The sequence below is a fragment of the Vibrio sp. AND4 genome (assembly GCF_000171815.1).
In the GTDB taxonomy this organism is placed as follows: domain Bacteria; phylum Pseudomonadota; class Gammaproteobacteria; order Enterobacterales; family Vibrionaceae; genus Vibrio.
The window spans coordinates 1-21,166 of record NZ_ABGR01000032.1 but is presented as its reverse complement, the minus strand read 5'-3'; the positions used below and the strand labels follow the sequence as shown (position 1 = coordinate 21,166).

Below are 21,166 nucleotides of genomic sequence, written 5' to 3'. Positions count from 1 at the left end.
ACCGGTATCAATATGTACAAAGTTGCTGCGGGGATAATAACCCACGCCGCCTGCTTTTAGGCTGAGCGCCGCATCTCGGACTTTCGACAGTTTTACACCATCTAGACGGAAATCGATCGCCTTACCTTCCATGTGCATGCTCTTCTTCGCTACCCCAGAGGAGCTATTTCGCAGAGATGAATTCGTTGCTGGCGAGCGGTAACCTGAAATTACAATCACTTCATTTTCCGTGCCAATCAGTTTTTGAATTTGGCTAATTTGGTCGAATAAGCGTCGATCCATTGGGTGTACTTCATTACGACGATGATCGCGACAGAAGTTATCAAGACGCTTTAGCTCTTTATCGACATAATTAGAACCATCGAAATAACATGATTCAAGCAATTCACCTGTATTTAGGTTATTCATCGCAAGAACTCTAGGTTCGTCAGCTCGTGACGCCCAAGATACGGATGGCAGGGTCGAAGCGACCACAACACCACCAGCGGACATTTTAAGAAAATCACGACGGGATAAATAACGACTTACCATTACGAAACACTGCCCAATTGTTGTACGAGCAGCGGACATTACCGAAACCAACTTGATGCGTCAAATGCATAAATTGGTCCGGCTTATCACTTTTGGTTTGAATTTTCTGTTTACTTATTGAACAGGAAACAGATTTTCTGAATTATAATTTTTTTCAAATTCAGGACGAACTTCACCCTTGGTGATCATATTGATAAATATCATCGCGGTAATATAAGGTGCCCTCTTCCAACCATGCAGTCTGGTAAATGATATGCACTTGGATACGCTCAGTAAGCGGTACTGACGTATTTGAGCGGCGACCGCTTTGACGTTTTCTCTCCAATCGTGCTTCAAGTCCCTGCGTCTTAAACAGTAACTCAGCGAGTTGATCGGCATGCTCTACACGCACACAACCTGAACTAAACGCTCGGCGGTCCTCATTAAATAAGTTTTTACTAGGCGTATCATGCAAATAAATCGCTTGTGGATTCGGCATATTGAATTTATACAAGCCTAACGCATTGTGAGAGCCTGAGGACTGGCGCATACGATATGGGAAGGTTTTCGGGTTAACCGTTGCCCAATTGATCGTCGTTGGATCAATCACTTCTCTTGAGGACCATGAGCGGATAATCTGGATATTATGCTCAATGAGGTACATTGGATTGCGTTTCACCTTGGGGATGATGTCTTTCACCATGATCTTCCAGGGAACGTTCCAAGTAGGGTTAAGAATGACTGAATCCATCGTACCTGTCATGATAGGGGTCTTGCGTGATGCTTTTCCAACCACGACTTTAGACTCAAACAATGGTCGACCATCGTGCCAGTACGTCACTTCATACCCAGGTACATTAACAAATACCACGTTGTCTCGTTTCTTGGACCAGATACGTGAGCGCTCAGCATTTAACGCCAATGAATGTAAGCGTTGCTGAGGCGAGAAGTTAACCCAACGTAGAGTATTAGGGCCGATAACCCCGTCTTGTTTCAAACCGTGAATGCGCTGAAACTCCATAACAGCAAGCTCAAGGTTGTCATCATAAAGCCTACTCTCAGTATCCAAGTGCCCAACTTCAACCCCCACAATTTGCATTCGAGCGATTAAGCTCGCCTTATCGAACAGCGCATCACCAACTCGGGCCAATCTTTTGTCTTGTTGGTAACGAGGAAACTTGAATTTTGCGTAGGTCGATAGCGAAGCGAAAGCAGTATTGAACGAGTCTTCCATTTGCAATGGCGATCGCAGGCCAGCAAGGAATTGGTCAAGTTTACCGACTGTAATTTCATTACTCAGTAAAGACAAAGTTTCAATGCTTGGTCCCGGAAGTTTGACGTGGGCTTTACTAGCAAATAGCCAATTGAGCCCTTCCTCGGGTAACTGTTCAAGATATGAGAGGTACATAAGCAATGAGTCTGTCATAACAAGGTCAAAGTCGAGCGTGTCACCTTGCTTACGAACTTGCTCAATTCGTCGCAACTGGTTGTCAAACTCTTGAGTTACCTCAGCTAATGCCACCAGCTTTATTTGGAAAATGAGCAGCTCTACAGTCTCTTTCTTTTCCCAATTCAGGCGATAGTTTGTACTTTGGTACAGTTGATCAATGATCGCCGGGTAGTGAATCATTTTCTCGACAGAGAGCTTTTGAACAGCCCCCTCTTGCTCTGTTTGTGCAGACTTATCAAGAGAAACTGCTGTTGAAAAGCTGCAAAACGGCACAAAGAGTGCCGTTATTATAAGTAATCTAGCAATCACTGAAACGATCCTTTCGTCACATGCCATAAAAAAATTATGGCAAATATCTCACATGTTGCCGCTTTAAAGTTAAGAATCTGAGAAGAAAATAACAACAATACTCTCAATAATGGTTTACCCAATGATCTTTCTAAACAATTCTGGACCAATGGTTATCCCACTGAACGCCACTGGCAATGACATTGCTAGACTCAGTTGGCCTTTTTCCTACGACTTTGCCCGCACCAGAACTCACTCGGAACTCATCACCATAGATAACAACGCCTGAAGCATCTGGTAACGCACTCAACTCAACCAACGCACCTGTTGACTTAGACCAAATACCGTAACAGCTGCCCGGCGGTGAAGTTGCGAGGATCCATTCATCGGTTGCTGCAATACTTGCGATATAATGATTGAATCGCGCCCACTCCTCCGGCTCAGCATGAAGATCTTGCATTACACCACCACGAGTATGCATGGCGATCAGTGCTGGATACTCATCTGGTTCACCGCGATATTGTTGACCGCAAAGTACTGTCTCTGCACCATCGTTAGCTAAGTGACGAATGCTCAGCTTATGATCCGGTAGAGAGACTTGATCCAACAACTCACCTTGTTGAGACAAGTAACTCAAACTTGGCTTCATCGTATCAAGGTTGAGCGGTTGACGACCATTGGTATGTACGCCGCCAACGCCAATGGCAAGGGCACCATCAGGCATCATGATCACTTCATGAGGGCCAAGTCCAAAGCCTGTTAACTCATCGATTTTTTGATATTGCTTTTGCACATCATAAACACCAATGATTCCCCGGCTTGTTCCCCTTTCTCCTTCTGTCGCAAATAGCAACGTGCCGTCATGAGAGTAAACACCATGACCATAGAAATGGCGATTCGGTTTTGCCAGTTGCAGCTTGATCATTTGCTCTGAGCGATAATCAAACACCATAAAGAAGGTGCCAGGTCGTCGACCAAAAACCACGGCATGGCCTTGCTGGTTTGTCGCCACGCCATGACCCCGCTCGGGAATAGGCAGCGAAGAGAGCGGCATGCCATGCTCATCGGCCACCACTGCCGCGTATTTGTCTCGGCCGATAATAGAGCAGCCAATCAACGCTGGCTCACGAGAGCTTGTGGAAGCACAACCAAATGGCATAGCAGGAACCGCCGCTCCGAAAAGAGCGGCTTTCAGTAAGGTTCGGCGGGTTTGATCAGTCACCATCAGTTGCATTAAATCCTATAACCACACCAAGCTCAATCGCCACTTCTTCGTGGATCAAGTACTTCAATTGCTCTAGTTTGTTGTATTGCGCTAGCACCATCCGATAGCCTTCTTTTGTTTGCAACGCGGCAAACAAGCTCTTATCTTCCGGCCATGTATCTAAAGCCATCTCGAACTGGTGAACCACACGATCAGCTAAATCCGCATGACCTTGTTCTCTCAATAGCGCATCTAGCCCGTTACCGTTGGCAAAATAAAGCGCTTCCATTGCAGTAAGGTTCGCTTTTAGGTTCGAAAGTGACGTCTCGGAGCGCCACGATTCTGAAAAATAAGGACGAGGCTTGCCAATCTTCGCTAATGGACGACTTAACTTCTTCATGCTGTATTCCAGCTGATTAGAGAGCAGTGAAATGTACTCAGATTCCCATTCCGTTATCTCTAGCGATTTCCAAGGGTTCTCTGCCCATGAATCCGCGATGATCTGCGCTTTGTTGTCGAGGTTTTCTGCAATCGCAACCCCCGTCGCACAGGTATTACTGTTACTAGATAAAGTCGATGACTGATCGTAAAGCAGCCATTCCAATGCGCCTAAACCTTGGACGGTGACGCTTTGCGTGGAGATATCCTTGGCGTGCCAAGTTTGATCAGATTTCGTCAGTGCAGACATTTTGCGTCCAGTGGTGTTCTTTTTGTCTGGCCAAAACTGAATGTTCCAGCTTTGCTCTAATGCTGTCGCAGGACCACGTTCCTGGCCTTGCAATGCCATCCACGCCAGCATAGTTTGATGCCACTGTCGTTTTATTTGTGTATCTTCTTTCGTTTCTAAAGCGCAGTAGGCAACAAAGCTCTGCTCAAGCTCGCTGGTTTGCGCTAAAAATGCCTGTGCTGCGTTAAACTCAATTTCATAAGCATTTTGTGAAATATGGCTTGTACTCTCAGGCTTGGCTGGACTTGACCCTGTGGTTGATTGGCATCCAAGCAAACTTAATGTTGTAGCAATCGTGCTGACTAAACGTGTTTTATTCATGGCGGGTTCCCTATAAAGAGTTCAGAAACGCAATCAGCGCGTCACGTTCTTTTTTGTTCAGTGCTAAGATATTTTGTTTAGCGGTTTCCGCTTCACCGCCGTGCCACAATACCGCTTCCATCAAGTTACGGGCACGACCATCATGTAAGAAGTAAGTATGGCCGTTCACTTCCTCGGTATAACCGATACCCCATAATGGTGCCGTTCGCCATTCTCGCCCATTTGCAAGGTATTCTGGGCGGTTATCAGCCAACCCCTCGCCCATATCGTGTAGCAGCAGGTCGGTATATGGATGAATAAGCTGCTCAGACAACGCTGGCAACTCAGATCTTTTGGCGGTTTTAACCTTGGTTTTATGACAGCTCTCACACCCAGAACCCGCAAAGATTTTCTGACCTAGAATTACCTTTGGATCATTCACATTACGACGAATTGGCACTGCTAGGTGCTGGCTGTAAAACTCCACAAAGTCGAGAATATTCTCACTCACTTCTGGCTTACCGCCATTTGGCATGTCGTCACAAATGGTTTGATTAGAGGTACAGTTTTCATTCGGGAAAAAATGGCTCGTCAAGCCGACATCACCATTGAATGCCGCCGCATTTTGCTGCATTAGCGTCGGTTGTCCGGCTTTCCACCCAAAACGGCCAATCGAGAAATCATCTTTCTTAATATCCCACACTTTATTTATTTTTCCCGAGATCCCATCTTTGTTGGTGTCCTGTTCATCAGCCCAAGCGACCAGCGTTTTCTCAGGTATAGTCTCTAGTAGACCAAGGCCGATCATTGGCGGTGCAACACGTGCTGAAAATTCAGTATCAGGATGCATGTCACCATAGCCTAAATCAGTAATGTTCAGGTGAGGTTTTCTCAGCGTCACTGTCGTGCCATCTTTAAATTTCACCGGCACATCGGTATAAGTGATTTCGATTTTGCCCTCTGGCGTTTGGTCTTGCAGGGCGAAGTCTTGAAGCTGCCCGCCATAAGTTGGCTCAAGTACAGTGCCCTCTTTGATATAGGCTTGCTTTTGCTCTGGCGTCATCGCAGGAATGCTCAAGCGAACCAACATAGACACTGCGTGTAAGTCGTCTTTCTCTGGCGGATGACCGCGACCATCTTTAATGTGGCAGTTCTGACAGCCATTGGTATTGAACAGTGGGCCTAGACCATCCCGTGCATCTGTAGACGCTGGGGCTTGCACCCAAGGGTTCCGGAAAAAACTGTTACCAACACTGAAATCAAGACGCTTACTCATTGGCAAGTTCGCAGCCGGAAGAGAATAGGCGTTTGCGCCATCTTTTTTTACACTGGTTTTACCACCGGACTTAACATCGTAAGCCATGGCAGAAAAAGAGAGGAACGCGGTTAGCGCAGAAATTAGGTATGGCTTCATATCATTGCTCTAAATATACAACAAGGGTGATAACAACGAGCTTAAACGTCAAAAGGGCTCACAAGGAGCCCTTACTTATTATGTTTTTTTTATTAAAACTCGTGATCGGCAGTATCTGGGCTGAGGCTGTCGATACCAACAATCTTTGCCGCGCGCTCAATAGCACCAGTTTGTGCTACTAACGACATAATAGTGTCGTTAACTAGTGCGTTACCTTGTGCGTTGCCCGCCGCAATTAGCTGGTCGAAGTGCTGGTTGTTCTTCTCTGCTGAAGTCACTAGCTCACCGACTTGGCTACGTGTTGTATCAAACTGCTTTTGAATCTCTTCCGCGGCTTTCTTGTCTTTTTGAGCAACAAGGTCAGCAAGACTTGGGCCAGACAGTTCTTTACCGCTTACGCCCTTGTAAGTACCAGTGTAAACATTGTAGATGCCTTGCTCATTGTAGTAGTGAGAGTTATGTGTGTTGTCTGAGAAACAATCGTGCTCGTCTTCCGTCGAGTTCGCTTCTAGTGCTACTTTCATGCGCTCACCTGCGAGTTCACCGAGAGAAAGAGAACCCATACCGAATAACATCTTGCGCAGACCGCTGTCTGCAGAGCCGTTTAGAAGCTCCTCACGGTAGTTTCCTTTTGTCTCGATAGACCACTGATTTTCCATCCATTTTAGGTCTTGAACCAGAAGAACGGCTGCCGCTTTTAGGTACTCACCACGACGGTCACAGTGACCATTCGTACACTCAGAACCAACCACGAAATCTGTGTAAGCACGTTGACCTGCCCCCGCGTTGGTACCGTTAAGATCTTGTCCCCACAGCAGGAATTCAATCGCGTGGTAACCAGAGGCTACGTTTGCTTCTGAACCGCCAACTTCGTTCAAGTCAGCAATGAGTTCAGGCGTAATTTTTGACACGTCGAGCTTAGAGGCACCAATCTGCAAGCTAGTATTTGCTACTATATTTGCAGCCGCGCCTTCGTTACCTAATTCATATTGATAATCAGTCGCCACGTAGTCAATCAGGCCTTCATCAAGTGGCCACGCGTTTAACTGACCTTCCCAATCATCGACAATCGCGTTACCAAAACGGAAAACTTCAGACTGTTGGTAAGGCACGCGAGAATCTAACCAAGCTTGTTTGACTTCTTCGAGCTTTTCTTCAGATGGAGACTTGAGAAATTCATCAATTTTTGCGTCAAGTGCTTTAGCCGTTACCAAAGAATCGGCAAACACAGCATGTGCCACGTCTGCATAATGTTCGACAACCTGTTGTTTAGTTACTGTGGCAGCAACCGTAGATCCACTTGCAATGAGGAGTGATGCAGCAATAGATTGGACTAAGACTGTTTTTGCATTCATCTGGAGCATCCTTGTTGAGCATTTTAATTATCGTATTAGAAGTGCTAATTATTCTTATTTACACTTTAATCCACAGATAATACAAATTTACAATTTATTTGCAACTCCAGAAACGAAAAAAGCCTCGTAAATCGAGGCCTTTCAGTTAACTTGTCATCTGTTTTAATTTTGGATCAGACCTTTAAGTTATGTTTACCGTGAGAAGCCTTTGCTTTGAGGTAACTTTCGTTACCATCTTTAATGTGCGCTGAAGTGTTAACAACCTCTGATATTTCGATCCCATATTCCGACAGCTCACGGATTTTTTTGGGGTTGTTCGTCACGAGCCGGATTTTCTTAATCCCTAGGGCTTCCAACATTTGCGCCGCTTCAGTGAAATCGCGCAGATCATCATCAAAACCTAAATGGTTATTTGCTTCGTACGTGTTCATGCCTTGGCTTTGCAGGCGGTATGCGTCGATCTTGTTATAAAGGCCAATGCCGCGCCCTTCCTGTCTCAGATACAGAATGACACCACCAGACTCGCCCATCCGATTGATGGTCTCTTCCAGTTGTTCGCCGCAGTCGCAGCGTGAAGAGTGGAACACATCACCAGTCAAGCACTCAGAGTGCATGCGAACTAACGGCATTTCCTGCGTTTGGTCCGCTCGTTTAAAGATAATCGCAACGTGCTCTTTATCTGTCTTCAGGCCTTGGAAAGACAGGATTTCGGCATCAATATTGCTCTGTGCCCCGACTTTAAAATCTACTCTGGCTCGTACTTCCGCCATATCTACACTCACTCGATCTATTGCTTGATGCATTTTCGTTATCGCATTCATGGGATTACTCTCATTCGCTCTTCAACTATGGGGATTGATACCGCATTTTTCAATGTTGAGATCACAACGAGCACCATTGTTATTATGGTAGGCTAACAATCCAGTAGGATGATACCCACTGTTTCGTTTTATGATTGTTATAATATAACATTCAGTTTTAACTACAATAAAAAACCTCAGACAAATTTGGCTGAGGTTTCGAATGTATCAATAGCGAGATTGAGTTTAATGTGTTTGACTGCGCTTCCATACCGCAAGCTCAATCCAAACCGCTTCGAGCTCTTGAATTTCTTCATCGGTTAATACAGCAAGCGTCGATGTGTTTTGTGGTAGCTTCGGTGACTGAAACGCACGAATCTGCGAATAAAAGTCTTTTTTTAATTGTGATATAACTGAATCCACTAATTCCACCTATTCGTTCTTTATTACTTCTCCAGCCCGATTCTCATGGCCTGCTATTTACTGGAGTCTTTATAAATTCACAGAAATAGTAACATCCTGCTTGTTATGTGCACAATTTATTTCTAATAGTGGAATAATAGTCACATTATTTGCGATTATATCTCTGTTCAAAAATTACAAAGAAAGATGAAAAAACCATTAAAATGGCTAGTCTGTTAATGCAGTTAGAGAAAAGAAAAGCTTAAAATATAGAACAACACGAGAATATCGATCAGGTAAATAGTTTTTCTTTCTTGGTCGGATTAGACTAAATGTATACCCAAACAATCTCAAAATACTTGGTATACCATTATAAACAGCTATTTATCAGCCTGCTAGCTAGACTCAAGCAATCGGTGTTACTGATGAAATATTGCATTGCAAAAGTTCTGCGTATCATTTCAAACAAATGAATGAAGCCGAATAGAACAACATCTATTTAAGCCTTTCCTTTTATAAACAGCGAAATTAACACTAGATTTAAGAGAAGATCATTAATTCAGATTTTAAAGTATAACGAAACTGGATTGTTCTATTTAATCAAATCTCCCTACCTTCTCTATTTGATCAATAGACGATCACAATGATCAATCATGATGTTAAACGAATTTGTCTCGTGTTATTGCCAGCTAGAATGTCCAGTTATTTACTACGATTAGCATATTCAAATATCTGCAAACCAAGTCATTATCGCTAAACCAAGCATCTCAAGGTTATTTGGGTATAGAAGTTAATTGGATATAGAGGTATCAAGGTTATTTGATTATCTTGATACCAATATAAAAAAACCGAGCGTAATACGCTCGGCTTTCAATCTAACAGTGAAGGAAAAGAAAAGGTTACTCTTCTTCGGAACCTTCTGCTGCATCATCCACTGTTGGTACTTCAGGAGCTTGACCTTCCGCGTTTGCTTCTGTTGCTTCCGCTTCTTCGCCTTCTGGCAGTTCAACTTCTTCAACTTCTTCAACTTCTTCGATACGCTGCAAGCCAACCACTGACTCGTCTTCAGCGGTACGGATAAGAGTGACACCTTGAGTGTTACGGCCAACTTGGCTTACTTCTGAAACACGTGTACGCACTAAAGTACCAGCGTCGGTGATCATCATCATCTCGTCGCCTTCTTCTACTTGTACCGCGCCAACAACTGGGCCATTTCGCTCAGATACCTTGATAGACACTACGCCCTGTGTACCACGACCTTTAGTCGGGTATTCACTCAGTTCAGTACGTTTACCATAACCGTTTTGAGTAACCGTTAAGATATCACCTTCATTAGATGGAACGATAAGAGAGACAACTTGATCATTTTCCGCCAGTTTCATACCGCGCACGCCAGATGCAGTACGTCCCATTGGTCGAACACCCTTGAACTTGATCTCTGGCTGACCATTTTCATCTAGGACTGGTTTACCTTGTTCATCTAATACTGGGATTTCTTCTGCTTCTTTAAAGCGGACCACTTTACCAGCTTTAGAGAACAACATAATTTCACTATCGCCATTGGTGATATCAACGCCAATCAGTGAGTCGTCATCACGCAGGTTAACCGCGATCAGGCCGTTAGAACGAACGTTTGCGAACTGGTTCAGAGGAGTCTTCTTAACCGTACCATCACCCGTTGCCATGAAGATAAATTTCTCTGGAGAGAACTCATCTACCGGAAGGATTGCAGTGATACGTTCGCCATCCTCAAGTGGGAGAATATTTACGATTGGCTTACCACGTGCAGTACGAGTCGCATGTGGCAACTGGTAAACTTTAAGACGGTAAGTTTTACCACGGGTCGAGAAACATAGAATGTTATCGTGGGTATTTGCGACGAGTAGACGTTCGATGAAGTCTTCATCTTTCATCTTCGTTGCGCTCTTACCTTTACCACCACGTCGCTGAGCTTCGTAGTCGCTAAGAATTTGGTACTTAACGTAACCCTCGTGAGAAAGTGTTACCACTACGTCTTCACGAGCGATCAGCTCTTCCATATCAATGTCATGGCTAGCTGCTGTGATTTCTGTACGACGCTCATCACCGTAAACATCGCGAACCGTTTCTAACTCTTCTCGGATCACTTCCATCAGGCGCTCAGTGCTTGCAAGAATATGCATTAGCTCTGCAATTTCTTCTAGAAGTGTTTTATATTCGTCAAGAATCTTCTCATGTTCTAACCCCGTCAGACGGTGTAGGCGAAGCTCTAGAATCGCTTGTGCTTGAGTCTCTGTTAGGTAGTACTGACCGTCACGGATACCATATTGCTCTTCTAACCATTCTGGACGAGCAGCATCAGTACCTGCACGCTCAAGCATTGAAGCAACGTTACCAAGGTCCCAACCGCGCGATACTAAGCCAATTTTTGCTTCTGCCGGCGTAGGTGCGTTTTTGATCAGTTCGATAACTTCATCGATGTTTGCCAGCGCAAGAGACAGAGCCTCAAGAATATGCGCACGCTCACGTGCTTTGCGTAGTTCGAAGATAGTACGACGAGTTACAACCTCACGGCGGTGGTCAACAAAGCATTTCAACATATCTTTGAGGTTGAACAGCTGCGGCTGGCCATTGTTTAGCGCAACCATGTTGATACCGAAAGTGGTTTGAAGCTGAGTTTGTGCGTAAAGGTTGTTTAGAACCACTTCACCCACAGCGTCGCGCTTACATTCAATTACGATACGCATGCCATCTTTATCTGACTCGTCACGTAGCGCACTGATGCCTTCTACTTTCTTATCTTTAACTAACTCAGCGATCTTTTCGATCAAGCGAGCTTTGTTTACCTGGTAAGGGATCTCAGTGACGATGATGGTTTCTTTACCATTCTTCTCCACTTCGATGTCCGCTTTGGAGCGCATGTAGATTTTGCCACGACCTGTTTTGTATGCGTCTACAATGCCTTTACGACCACTTATAAGCGCTGCCGTAGGAAAATCAGGACCAGGAATGTAATCCATCAGCTCATCAATGGTGATTTCTTCATTATTGATGAATGCAAGGCAGCCGTCGATCACTTCAACAAGGTTATGTGGTGGGATGTTGGTTGCCATACCTACCGCGATACCAGAAGCACCGTTTACCAATAGGTTAGGAATTTTGGTTGGAAGAACCGCTGGGATTTGCTCCGTACCATCATAGTTAGGTACGTAGTCTACGGTTTCTTTGTCTAGGTCAGCCAAAAGTTCGTGGGCAATTTTCGCCATACGTACTTCGGTATAACGCATTGCCGCAGCAGAGTCGCCATCGATCGAGCCAAAGTTACCTTGACCATCGACCAGCATATAACGTAGTGAGAACGGCTGAGCCATACGTACGATGGTATCGTACACAGCACTATCACCGTGCGGGTGATACTTACCGATTACATCGCCGACAACACGGGCTGATTTTTTATATGGTTTGTTCCAATCGTTGCCTAGTACGTTCATCGCGAATAAAACGCGGCGGTGTACTGGTTTTAGGCCATCACGCACATCTGGAAGGGCACGACCTACGATGACTGACATCGCGTAGTCTAGGTATGAACCTCTAAGCTCATCTTCTATGTTTACGGGCGTGATCTCTCTAGCTAAATCGCTCATAGAGCCATTATCCCTCTATTTTCTGATCGTAATTACGATACGTGTAAGGTGCAAAAATATAACACACAATTTGCTATCGGGGCATCACTTTCCCACTCGTTTTATCAGGTTGTGAGCTTGGTTGTGCGATAAATGAAGAGAATTTGCACACTCTTGTCGTATCAACCTGAAAAGTGATTGTATTTTCACCAGCTATGCTCAAAAATCTTCCCTGTTGCGATTGTGAGAAAAGAAGCAGTTTTAACGTATCGTACCATTGGAGTATAATCACAGCTTCCAAAGGACTATTAGCGAAGCGATATTACTATCATGACAAAAGCAAAAAACGTCGACCCAAGTGAAATTAAGAAATTCGAAGACATGGCATCCCGCTGGTGGGATTTGGAAGGCGAATTCAAACCACTTCACCAAATTAATCCGCTTCGCTTGAGCTATGTCCTAGAGAAAGCCGATGGTCTTTTTGGCAAGAAAGTACTCGATGTAGGTTGTGGTGGCGGTATCCTGGCGGAAAGCATGGCTAAAGAAGGCGCGCTTGTTACTGGTCTAGATATGGGTAAAGAACCACTAGAAGTCGCCCGGCTGCATGCACTTGAAACGGGCACTAAGTTGACTTACATCCAAAACACTATAGAAGATCACGCCGTTGAAAATGCTGGCACCTATGATGTTGTGACTTGTATGGAGATGCTCGAGCACGTGCCAGACCCACTCTCTGTGATTGTTTCTTGCGCAGCCTTGGTGAAGCCCGGCGGCCATGTTTTCTTCTCGACTTTAAACCGCAATATCAAGTCTTACCTATTTGCTATTGTAGGTGCAGAGAAGCTGCTGAAGATCGTCCCAGAAGGCACACACGACCACGCTAAGTTCATCAAACCCGCTGAAATAATGAAGATGATTGACCAAACTGACTTGATCGAAATGGGCATTACAGGTTTGCACTACAACCCTCTCAACGACAACTACACGCTCGGCCGTAATGTCGATGTAAACTACATTGTCCATACGACTAAAACTTGATTCTATCGATCACGGCGATGTTTGTGATTGAGCTAGTTTCAAAATAAAACGATGGAAAAGCGGCAGCACATAAGCGCCGCTTTTTTTCAATTTTTGTAAAAAAAAGTGCCATCGATTCCATTTTGACCAATCTATTTTTAGCAAACAAAAACACACAAAGATCAAGGAAAATTTTTTTACGTCAGGTTATTTATGAACCAATCTGAAAAACGTAATTTTCCCTACTCAAGTCAGCTCTTTTGTCATCGGTTAGTGTTCACTTACTGATTTTTTATATTTTTTAGTTATCCACAAGTCATCCCAAACCTGTACCTTGATAAATCTGAGCAACAGCACTATCTTGTAACTCGAGAACAAATTAACCCCTATATGTTGTGTTTAAGCTACAATATATAGATAGACTTTGATCACAAAGCCGCGGCAAAGTTAACAAACTTCGCACGTAAATAAACAAAAACACGGCTTTAATCAGTTTTCTTAGGGAAATAAAGCAGAATGAACCAACAACTTACCGTCACCAAGCGTGATGGCCGCAAAGAAACTATCGATCTCGAGAAAATCCATCGCGTTATTACTTGGGCTGCCGAAGGTCTTAACAACGTTTCAGTTTCTCAAGTAGAACTGCGTGCTCACATCCAGTTTTATGACGGCATCACCACGTCAGATATCCACGAGACAATCATCAAGTCTGCTGCAGACCTGATTTCCGAAGAGACTCCGGACTACCAATACTTAGCGGCACGTCTAGCGGTATTCCACTTGCGGAAAAAAGCATACGGCCAATACGAACCGCCAACGTTGCACGACCACGTGGCACGTCTTGTTGATATGGGTAAGTACGACCAGCACATCCTAGAAGACTACACAAAAGCAGAATTAGATGAGCTTGATGCGTATCTTGAACATAAGCGCGACCTTGATTTCTCTTACGCTGCGGTAAAACAGCTGGAAGGTAAGTACTTCGTACAAAATCGTGTATCCGGCGAAATCTACGAAAGTGCGCAGTTCCTATACATTCTCGTGTCTGCATGCTTGTTCGCTAACTACCCAAAAGAAACACGTCTTGACTACATCAAACGCTTCTACGATGCGACATCGACATTTAAGATTTCATTACCTACACCGATCATGTCTGGTGTACGTACGCCGACTCGTCAGTTCAGTTCATGTGTATTGATTGAATGTGGTGACAGCCTAGATTCTATCAACGCAACAGCAAGCTCTATCGTACGTTACGTTTCCCAACGTGCGGGTATTGGTATCAATGCAGGACGCATCCGTGCGCTGGGTTCTGAGATTCGCGGTGGTGAAGCTTTCCATACAGGTTGTATCCCATTCTACAAATACTTCCAAACTGCAGTGAAATGTTGCTCTCAAGGTGGCGTTCGTGGCGGTGCAGCAACTGTATTCTACCCATTATGGCACGGCGAAGCTCGTTCACTACTGGTCCTTAAAAACAATCGCGGTGTTGAAGAAAACCGTGTTCGTCACATGGATTACGGTGTTCAGTTAAATAAACTGATGTACCAACGCCTAGTCGAGGGGGGCAATATTACGCTGTTCTCCCCATCAGACGCTCCAGGTCTATACGACGCCTTCTTCGAAAACCAAGAAGAATTTGAACGTCTCTATGTGAAATACGAAAACGATCCTTCAGTTAAGAAGGAAACCGTTAAAGCGATTGAGATGTTTACTCTACTAATGCAAGAGCGCGCGTCAACAGGTCGTATCTACATCCAGAACGTGGACCACTGTAATACACACAGTCCGTTTGATTCTGAAGTCGCGCCAGTTCGTCAGTCAAACCTTTGTTTAGAAATCGCACTGCCAACTAAACCTCTGAAGAACGTTGAAGATGATTCAGGTGAAATTGCACTTTGTACACTCTCCGCATTTAACCTTGGTGCTATCAAGTCTTTAGACGATTTTGAAGAGTTGTCTGAGCTTGTTGTTCGTGCTCTTGATGCTCTGCTTGATTACCAAGACTACCCACTGCCAGCTGCATACAAATCAACAATGAATCGTCGTACCTTAGGTGTCGGTGTTATCAACTTCGCATATTACTTAGCGAAGAATGGCGTGAAATACTCTGACGGCAGCGCAAACGGTCTTACGCATCGTACATTTGAAGCGATCCAATATTACCTATTAAAAGCGTCTGTTATGCTTGCAAAAGAGCAAGGTAAATGTCCTTTATTCGATGAGACTAACTACGCGAAAGGCCTTTTGCCTATCGACACTTATAAGAAAGACGTTGACCTAATTTGTGACGAGAAACTGCACTACGATTGGGGCACCTTACGCCAAGAAATTATGGAACACGGTCTTCGTAATTCTACTTTGACTGCGTTGATGCCATCTGAGACATCTTCTCAGATCTCCAACGCAACAAACGGGATTGAACCACCACGTGGATTCGTTTCCGTCAAAGCGTCGAAAGACGGTATTCTGAAGCAAGTTGTGCCAGATTTCGCCGAGCTGAAAAACGACTATGAACTGCTTTGGAACATAGGTTCAAACGAAGGCTACCTACACCTTGTGGGCATTATGCAGAAATTTGTCGACCAAGCGATATCTGCAAACACGAACTACGACCCTTCTGGTTACGATAGCGGTAAGGTTCCGATGAAGAAACTCCTTCAAGACCTCCTTACGGCATACAAGTTTGGTGTGAAGACGCTTTACTACCACAACACTCGTGATGGTGCGAAAGACGACCAGAAAGACGCAGTTCAACCACAAGATGACGATTGTGCAGGCGGCGGTTGTAAGATTTAATCTTTAGCCCCTAACAATCCGTAGAAACAAACTATCGAATACCTCCTCTTTTGGGGAGGTCTAAAAGGAATTGAGGCATTATGGCTTACAGTACTTTTAACCAGAACAAAAACGACCAGTTAAAGGAACCTATGTTCCTCGGTCAATCAGTGAATGTTGCTCGTTACGACCAACAAAAATTCGAAATTTTCGAAAAACTAATCGAGAAACAACTGTCTTTCTTCTGGCGTCCAGAAGAAGTTGACGTCTCAAGCGATCGTATCGATTACAACAAACTGCCTGATCATGAGAAGCACATCTTCATTTCAAACCTGAAGTACCAAACGCTGCTCGACTCGATTCAAGGCCGAAGCCCGAACGTTGCACTGCTCCCGATTGTTTCTCTGCCAGAGCTAGAGACATGGATCGAGACATGGTCTTTCTCCGAGACGATTCACTCTCGCTCATACACGCACATCATCCGTAACATTGTGAATGATCCTAGTGTTGTATTTGACGATATCGTTGAGAACGAGCACATACTTAAGCGAGCAAAAGACATTGCACACTACTACGATGACCTAATTCAGGCGACCAACGACTATCACCGTTATGGTGAAGGCGAGCACCTTCTTAATGGTGAAACAGTAAAGGTCAGCCTTTATGACCTGAAGAAGAAACTGTACATCTGTTTGATGTCCGTAAATGCACTCGAAGCCATACGCTTTTACGTAAGTTTTGCCTGTTCATTTGCTTTTGCGGAACGTGAGCTAATGGAAGGCAACGCCAAAATAATTAAGCTTATCGCTCGTGATGAATCGCTTCACTTGAATGGTACGCAGCACATGATCAACCTGCTACGTAACGGGCAAGACGACTTTATCTTTATGCAAATCGCAGAAGAGGTAAAACAAGAGTGTTTTGACCTTTTCAAAGAAGCGGCCGAGCAAGAAAAAGAATGGGCAGAGTACCTGTTTAAAGACGGTTCTATGATTGGCTTAAACAAAGATATCTTGAGCCAATACGTGGAGTACATCACCAATATCCGTATGCAAGCGGTAGGCCTGCCAAAAGCTTACCCTGAAGCAACAACAAACCCGATCCCATGGATCAATGCTTGGTTGTCATCGGATAACGTTCAAGTTGCACCGCAAGAAGCAGAGATCTCCTCTTACCTTGTTGGTCAAATAGATAATGAAGTAAGTTCAGGTGACTTTGAGGGATTTGAACTGTAATGCCAAGTATCAAAATCAACAAACTCGAGAGTATTGAGTCCAACCCATCCAATACAATTTTGGAGACAATGGAACAAGCTGGCTTATTACCTGAATACAATTGTCGAGACGGCCACTGTGGCACTTGCCGATGTAAGTTAGAGTCAGGTGAAGTGGAGTACGTTGGTTTTGCCATGGCTTATACCCAGCCAGATGAGATCCTGCCTTGCATATGTAAGGCGAAATCAGACGTCTCCCTGAGTGACGTGAACTATTCAATGAAAGAAAAGCGCGCTTAGTTTAAAGCAAGCGAGTCAAATACAAAAAGCCAAGGTAAGCGATTAACTACCTTGGCTTTTTCTATCTACTGTCTCGTCCAATGGTGCGCATTTCGACCTTGATGTATTTACCCTCCTAGGACAAAAAACACCTCTAGAGCACACTACTCGGGATGTGCATCTCTTTGACTTTCTCTAAAAAAGCATATTTAGCCGACATTGGCTTACGCTCCAAGTAACGGCGTAAAAGGTCTAACGCGGCAGCACTAATGATTTGTACTCGATCGTCGCGCGGGTATTTTTTCGACAACTTGTATAAGGCTCCCCACTCTCCTGTTGGGGTAGAAATTGCAACGGAAAACAGCTCATCTTCAAGCTTTCCGGTGACGAGTGCTAACTCAGAGCCACACTTCTCACGGGTTGCACCTGCCAAAGCAAACGTTGCGGCTAATGGGTCACCTTCGTCAGTAATAGTTTGGTCAGGCAACACCCATCCGTGACCGAATTGCTTTTCTACATTTTCATCACCGTTAAGCCAATAGGTCAAGTACCCCGCACTGCTTTTCTCCGAAACTGACAAGGTTAGCCCTTTATCCATCAGCAGTTGACCGACATGCTCAACCATAGGCAAATCCACACTTACCGTGTTGGTTTCAAGGTGTTTGTGAATCAATTGCATCAGCTTCATTCGCTGCTCTACCTGATTAGAGGGGCCAAATAATTTTACCTCAATAAACGGTAAGTAAGAGCGGTAACCAAGCTCATAACCTGATGGCAGCTTCATTTGGTCTAGTTTGTCCGAGATACCGGACTCTGACAGCCCAAAGGTGTAAATTCGACTACAAGATGCACTCTCAACTTCAGGGAATAATTTTATCAAGTCTGGCAAAATTTGTGTTTCTGCCATTAGTTTAAACTCGCTTGGTACACCCGGTGTAAAATAGAAAACCGCATCATTGATCAGCATTTTAAAGCCACAAGCGGTACCTATTGGATTATCCACAATTTCTGCCGTCTCTGGCAATATTGCTTGTTTGAGGTTGCTGTCTGGCATTGGAATACCTCGACGCGCGTACATCGCCTCTAGATGATCTGACCAATCTTTGAACAACACGAGATTACATTCGGCTGCTTTCGCGGCCGCAACAGCGCTCATGTCGTCTGTGGTAGGGCCCAGTCCACCGTTAACGATCACCACATCGTTATTAAAACTGAGCATCAAAAATTCTTCTATTAAGCTTGAAAGTTTATCTCCAACAGTCGAGCGCTTGGTTAAACCAAATCCATGTTGATAAAATAAGCTCGACAGCCAAGCCGCATTGGTATCAACGATATCACCATGAAGGACTTCTTCACCGGTGCTAAGCATAGCAATTTTCACAACTAACTCCTGAAATAGGCAAAATCTACGATTTTCCGGTATTGTGCCTGTATCTTTTTTATTTTGTTCGACTAATCTCTTAGATAATTTGTTGGCATTAAATTTAGGTCAAGTATTTAAATGACTGTTCTTTTAGGGGATAATTGTGATACCGATCATCAAACCAATCACTCGGAGACCTTTGTGTCAAAATCATCCATGTTCAAGAAAACGCTAAGCGGTCTTGTGCTGACGGCATCTGCTGCGACAAATGCGAGTCAGTACGACATGAGTAACCATATCGAGTTTTCTTACACGCCTGATTGCCTTTCAGGTTACTGTGAAACAACCACTCTGTATAGTTTCGAAGCACAAAACCGTGGCTTTGCGATGGGCTTAGATAGCGATGATTCTTTAAACCTAGGCGCAGGTCTTCAACCAAAGCACTTTATCGTTCCAAAAGATAAAGATTGGGACTACCTCATGGGGCAAACATACACCATTCTTGGTTTGAGTGTGGCGACGGTGAGCCTGATGACACTGCTCCCTGAGAGCATCACTAAATGGGATGATGAAGATCGCGACATGAGCAAGCTAGGTAGTAAGTGGAAAGATAATGTCACTAGCGGTCCGGTTTGGGATCGTGATGAACACTTCCTGAATTATATCATGCATCCTTATTTCGGCGGTGTTTACTACACAGCTGCACGCCACGCGGGCTATAACGAATTTGAATCCTTCCTTTACTCTACGACAATGTCGGCTTTTTTCTGGGAATACGGTGTAGAAGCGTTTGCTGAAGTACCATCATGGCAAGACTTGTTTATTACTCCATTTTTTGGTGCCGTGGTCGGTGAGATGATGCTAAATGCCGAACAAGACATTATTGCTGGTGGCGGTGAAGTAATGGGCTCAGAGACGATAGGTGATGTTTCCCTTTTCTTCCTGAACCCTGTTGGCCATATACACTACTGGGTATCCGATGCTTGGGGCGGCAGCGCAGAGCTCCAATTCAAATCATCACCTTGGCTCGGCAACAAGGACGCCGCGAAATTCGCGATGGACTCAGGTGCAAGTTACGACAATGCTTTCTATGGTATTGAGATGAAGGTCACCTTCTAGGACTATTCCTCTAAAAGCAGCTTATCAGCTGCTTTTTTATCCCCCCTGGCAACATTTTTTCATTATTTACATCACGAATTAGCGCCAAAATTCGACCTCTGTCAAACACACTCTTTCATCAGCGCCTACACTAAAGTTACGAAAAAATTCCAATCGTTTTAGTTCTTGAAGCTCGAATAGTGATTCACCCAACCGTGCTACACCCGAGCCTTGTTCCGGGAGGGACCATTATGAACACTGTGTTTATCGTTAATTTCGTCGGCCAGGCATCACCAGCAACTATTAAACAACTGGCTGCTGTTACACATGAGAACCAAAGCAAATGGCTCCTCAGTAAAGTCAACTTCATTGAAGACCAAGTGGCTGGAGTGATCAAAATGGAACTGCCAGAGGAAAGCGTCTACGCCGTGAAGGAAGCGTTTTCCGCTTGCCAGACTCTTATCGTTGAGTTTGTCGATTCTGATCCACACTCTCACCGAGAAGAAACCGTGTTTCAGTTACGCCTGGATGCCAATGATCGTGCAGGTATCGTTAACGAGATAACTCACTTTCTCGACGGACAAGGCATTTCAATCTTAGATATGGACTGCCAACGTGTCTTCATTGCTGATGGTATTGGCGTCAGCTCCAGTTTGTTCAGTGCAAAAATGGCGATAAAGTTGCCTAGAGAATTGCAAATTAATGATGTAGCGAACGAGTTGGAATCACTCAGTGAAGATACTCGCGTTATTGTGGAAGGCTAATACTATGCCTTAGTCTATCTTCCATTAGCGATACGATAATAAAAAGAGCAACGTTGTGCTGCTCTTTTTACGTTCAACCTTTCTTAATTCAGCCTCTTGTATTAAACCAATCTAATATCAAATACCATCGTTTCAACCAAAGAAAAGATGGCTAACTCACTGTCCATCGAGACAAAGATCGTTTGAAATCAGAATAATCAAATTCGTTCAGCTTTTGAACCTCACCATTTGAACGCTCACAATATATTGATGGCATTCGTAGACCGTTAAACCAGTTAAGTTTCACCATAGTGTAACCCGCACTATCAAGAATGTGCAGACGTTGACCAATTTCAATTGGCTGTTCGAAGTTAGTCACACAGAACTGGTCACCAGCAAGGCACGAGCATGACCCAATCACATACTCGTACTTACCGTTTTCTGATGCTTCTCTTATTGATGCTGGTTCATTGTAGACAAGTGTGTCTAAGCGGTGCGCTTCCGTTGCCGAGTCCACGATTGCTGTCTTTTTTTCGTTCTCCACAACATCAACTACCGTTACTACAAGATCCGTGGTCTTAGTGATGATGGCTTCACCAGGCTCTAGGTACATTTGTACACCA

The 21,166-nt window shown here is 44.4% G+C and carries 16 protein-coding genes and 1 pseudogene; 6 read left to right on the top strand and 11 right to left on the bottom strand.

From position 1 onward, the window contains the following. The 9 genes from AND4_RS16620 to gyrA all read right to left on the bottom strand — a co-directional run. Positions 1 to 531 (bottom strand): DUF882 domain-containing protein (locus AND4_RS16620; RefSeq protein WP_043991814.1); only part of this gene is annotated, 531 nt, incomplete at its 3' end. Between the two features lie 172 nt (positions 532 to 703). Next, a complete protein-coding gene (locus AND4_RS16615; protein WP_043991809.1) occupies positions 704 to 2,296 on the bottom strand; it encodes a L,D-transpeptidase family protein in 1,593 nt (530 codons plus the stop codon). A 103-nt stretch (positions 2,297 to 2,399) separates the two neighbouring features. After that, a complete protein-coding gene (locus AND4_RS16610) occupies positions 2,400 to 3,482 on the bottom strand; it encodes a DUF1513 domain-containing protein (RefSeq protein ID WP_009844137.1) in 1,083 nt (360 codons plus the stop codon). Then, positions 3,463 to 4,500 (bottom strand): imelysin family protein, encoded by a 1,038-nt coding sequence (locus AND4_RS16605; RefSeq protein ID WP_009844136.1) that lies wholly within the window; start codon positions 4,498 to 4,500, stop codon positions 3,463 to 3,465. Before AND4_RS16605 ends, AND4_RS16610 begins: the two co-directional genes overlap by 20 nt. A 10-nt stretch (positions 4,501 to 4,510) precedes the next feature. Then, complete coding sequence (locus AND4_RS16600; RefSeq protein ID WP_009844135.1) at positions 4,511 to 5,893, bottom strand: di-heme oxidoredictase family protein; 1,383 nt, start codon at positions 5,891 to 5,893, stop codon at positions 4,511 to 4,513. 92 nt (positions 5,894 to 5,985) lie between these two features. Then, positions 5,986 to 7,248: an imelysin family protein gene (locus AND4_RS16595; protein ID WP_009844134.1), complete on the bottom strand. Its 1,263-nt coding sequence runs from the start codon at positions 7,246 to 7,248 to the stop codon at positions 5,986 to 5,988. Between the two features lie 173 nt (positions 7,249 to 7,421). Next, positions 7,422 to 8,069, bottom strand: coding sequence for a GTP cyclohydrolase II (gene ribA / locus AND4_RS16590; protein WP_009844133.1), 648 nt, complete (start codon positions 8,067 to 8,069; stop codon positions 7,422 to 7,424). 225 nt (positions 8,070 to 8,294) lie between these two features. After that, entirely contained in the window at positions 8,295 to 8,471 is a 177-nt protein-coding gene (locus AND4_RS16585; RefSeq protein WP_009844132.1) for a hypothetical protein, read from the bottom strand. A gap of 878 nt (positions 8,472 to 9,349) precedes the next feature. Then, positions 9,350 to 12,073 carry a DNA topoisomerase (ATP-hydrolyzing) subunit A gene (gene gyrA / locus AND4_RS16580; RefSeq protein ID WP_009844131.1) on the bottom strand — a complete coding sequence of 908 codons (2,724 nt, stop codon included), beginning with the start codon at positions 12,071 to 12,073 and terminating at the stop codon, positions 9,350 to 9,352. A 309-nt stretch (positions 12,074 to 12,382) separates the two neighbouring features. Between gyrA and ubiG the strand changes: the two genes are divergently transcribed. From ubiG to yfaE, 4 genes are all read left to right on the top strand, one after another. After that, positions 12,383 to 13,090, top strand: a complete 708-nt coding sequence (gene ubiG / locus AND4_RS16575; protein WP_009844130.1) for a bifunctional 2-polyprenyl-6-hydroxyphenol methylase/3-demethylubiquinol 3-O-methyltransferase UbiG — start codon at positions 12,383 to 12,385, stop codon at positions 13,088 to 13,090. 495 nt (positions 13,091 to 13,585) lie between these two features. Beyond that, complete coding sequence (nrdA, locus tag AND4_RS16570) at positions 13,586 to 15,868, top strand: class 1a ribonucleoside-diphosphate reductase subunit alpha (RefSeq protein WP_009844129.1); 2,283 nt, start codon at positions 13,586 to 13,588, stop codon at positions 15,866 to 15,868. An 80-nt stretch (positions 15,869 to 15,948) separates the two neighbouring features. Continuing rightward, a complete protein-coding gene (gene nrdB, locus AND4_RS16565) occupies positions 15,949 to 17,082 on the top strand; it encodes a class Ia ribonucleoside-diphosphate reductase subunit beta (protein ID WP_009844128.1) in 1,134 nt (377 codons plus the stop codon). Then, the gene (yfaE, locus tag AND4_RS16560) at positions 17,082 to 17,360 is read left to right on the top strand and encodes a class I ribonucleotide reductase maintenance protein YfaE (protein WP_009844127.1); all 279 of its coding nucleotides are present in this window, start codon (positions 17,082 to 17,084) and stop codon (positions 17,358 to 17,360) included. Before nrdB ends, yfaE begins: the two co-directional genes overlap by 1 nt. A gap of 133 nt (positions 17,361 to 17,493) precedes the next feature. On the opposite strand, the gene AND4_RS16555 is transcribed toward yfaE, so the two are convergent. Next, a complete protein-coding gene (locus AND4_RS16555) occupies positions 17,494 to 18,720 on the bottom strand; it encodes a CinA family nicotinamide mononucleotide deamidase-related protein (protein WP_009844126.1) in 1,227 nt (408 codons plus the stop codon). Between the two features lie 198 nt (positions 18,721 to 18,918). Between AND4_RS16555 and AND4_RS16550 the strand changes: the two genes are divergently transcribed. Both AND4_RS16550 and AND4_RS16545 read left to right on the top strand, forming a co-directional pair. Continuing rightward, positions 18,919 to 19,821, top strand: a complete 903-nt coding sequence (locus AND4_RS16550; RefSeq protein ID WP_043991810.1) for a DUF3943 domain-containing protein — start codon at positions 18,919 to 18,921, stop codon at positions 19,819 to 19,821. A gap of 230 nt (positions 19,822 to 20,051) precedes the next feature. Then, a complete protein-coding gene (locus AND4_RS16545) occupies positions 20,052 to 20,564 on the top strand; it encodes an ACT domain-containing protein (protein ID WP_009844124.1) in 513 nt (170 codons plus the stop codon). A gap of 151 nt (positions 20,565 to 20,715) precedes the next feature. On the opposite strand, the pseudogene AND4_RS16540 reads toward AND4_RS16545, so the two are convergent. Then, positions 20,716 to 21,166: pseudogene (locus AND4_RS16540) on the bottom strand (carboxynorspermidine decarboxylase); the annotation flags it as partial.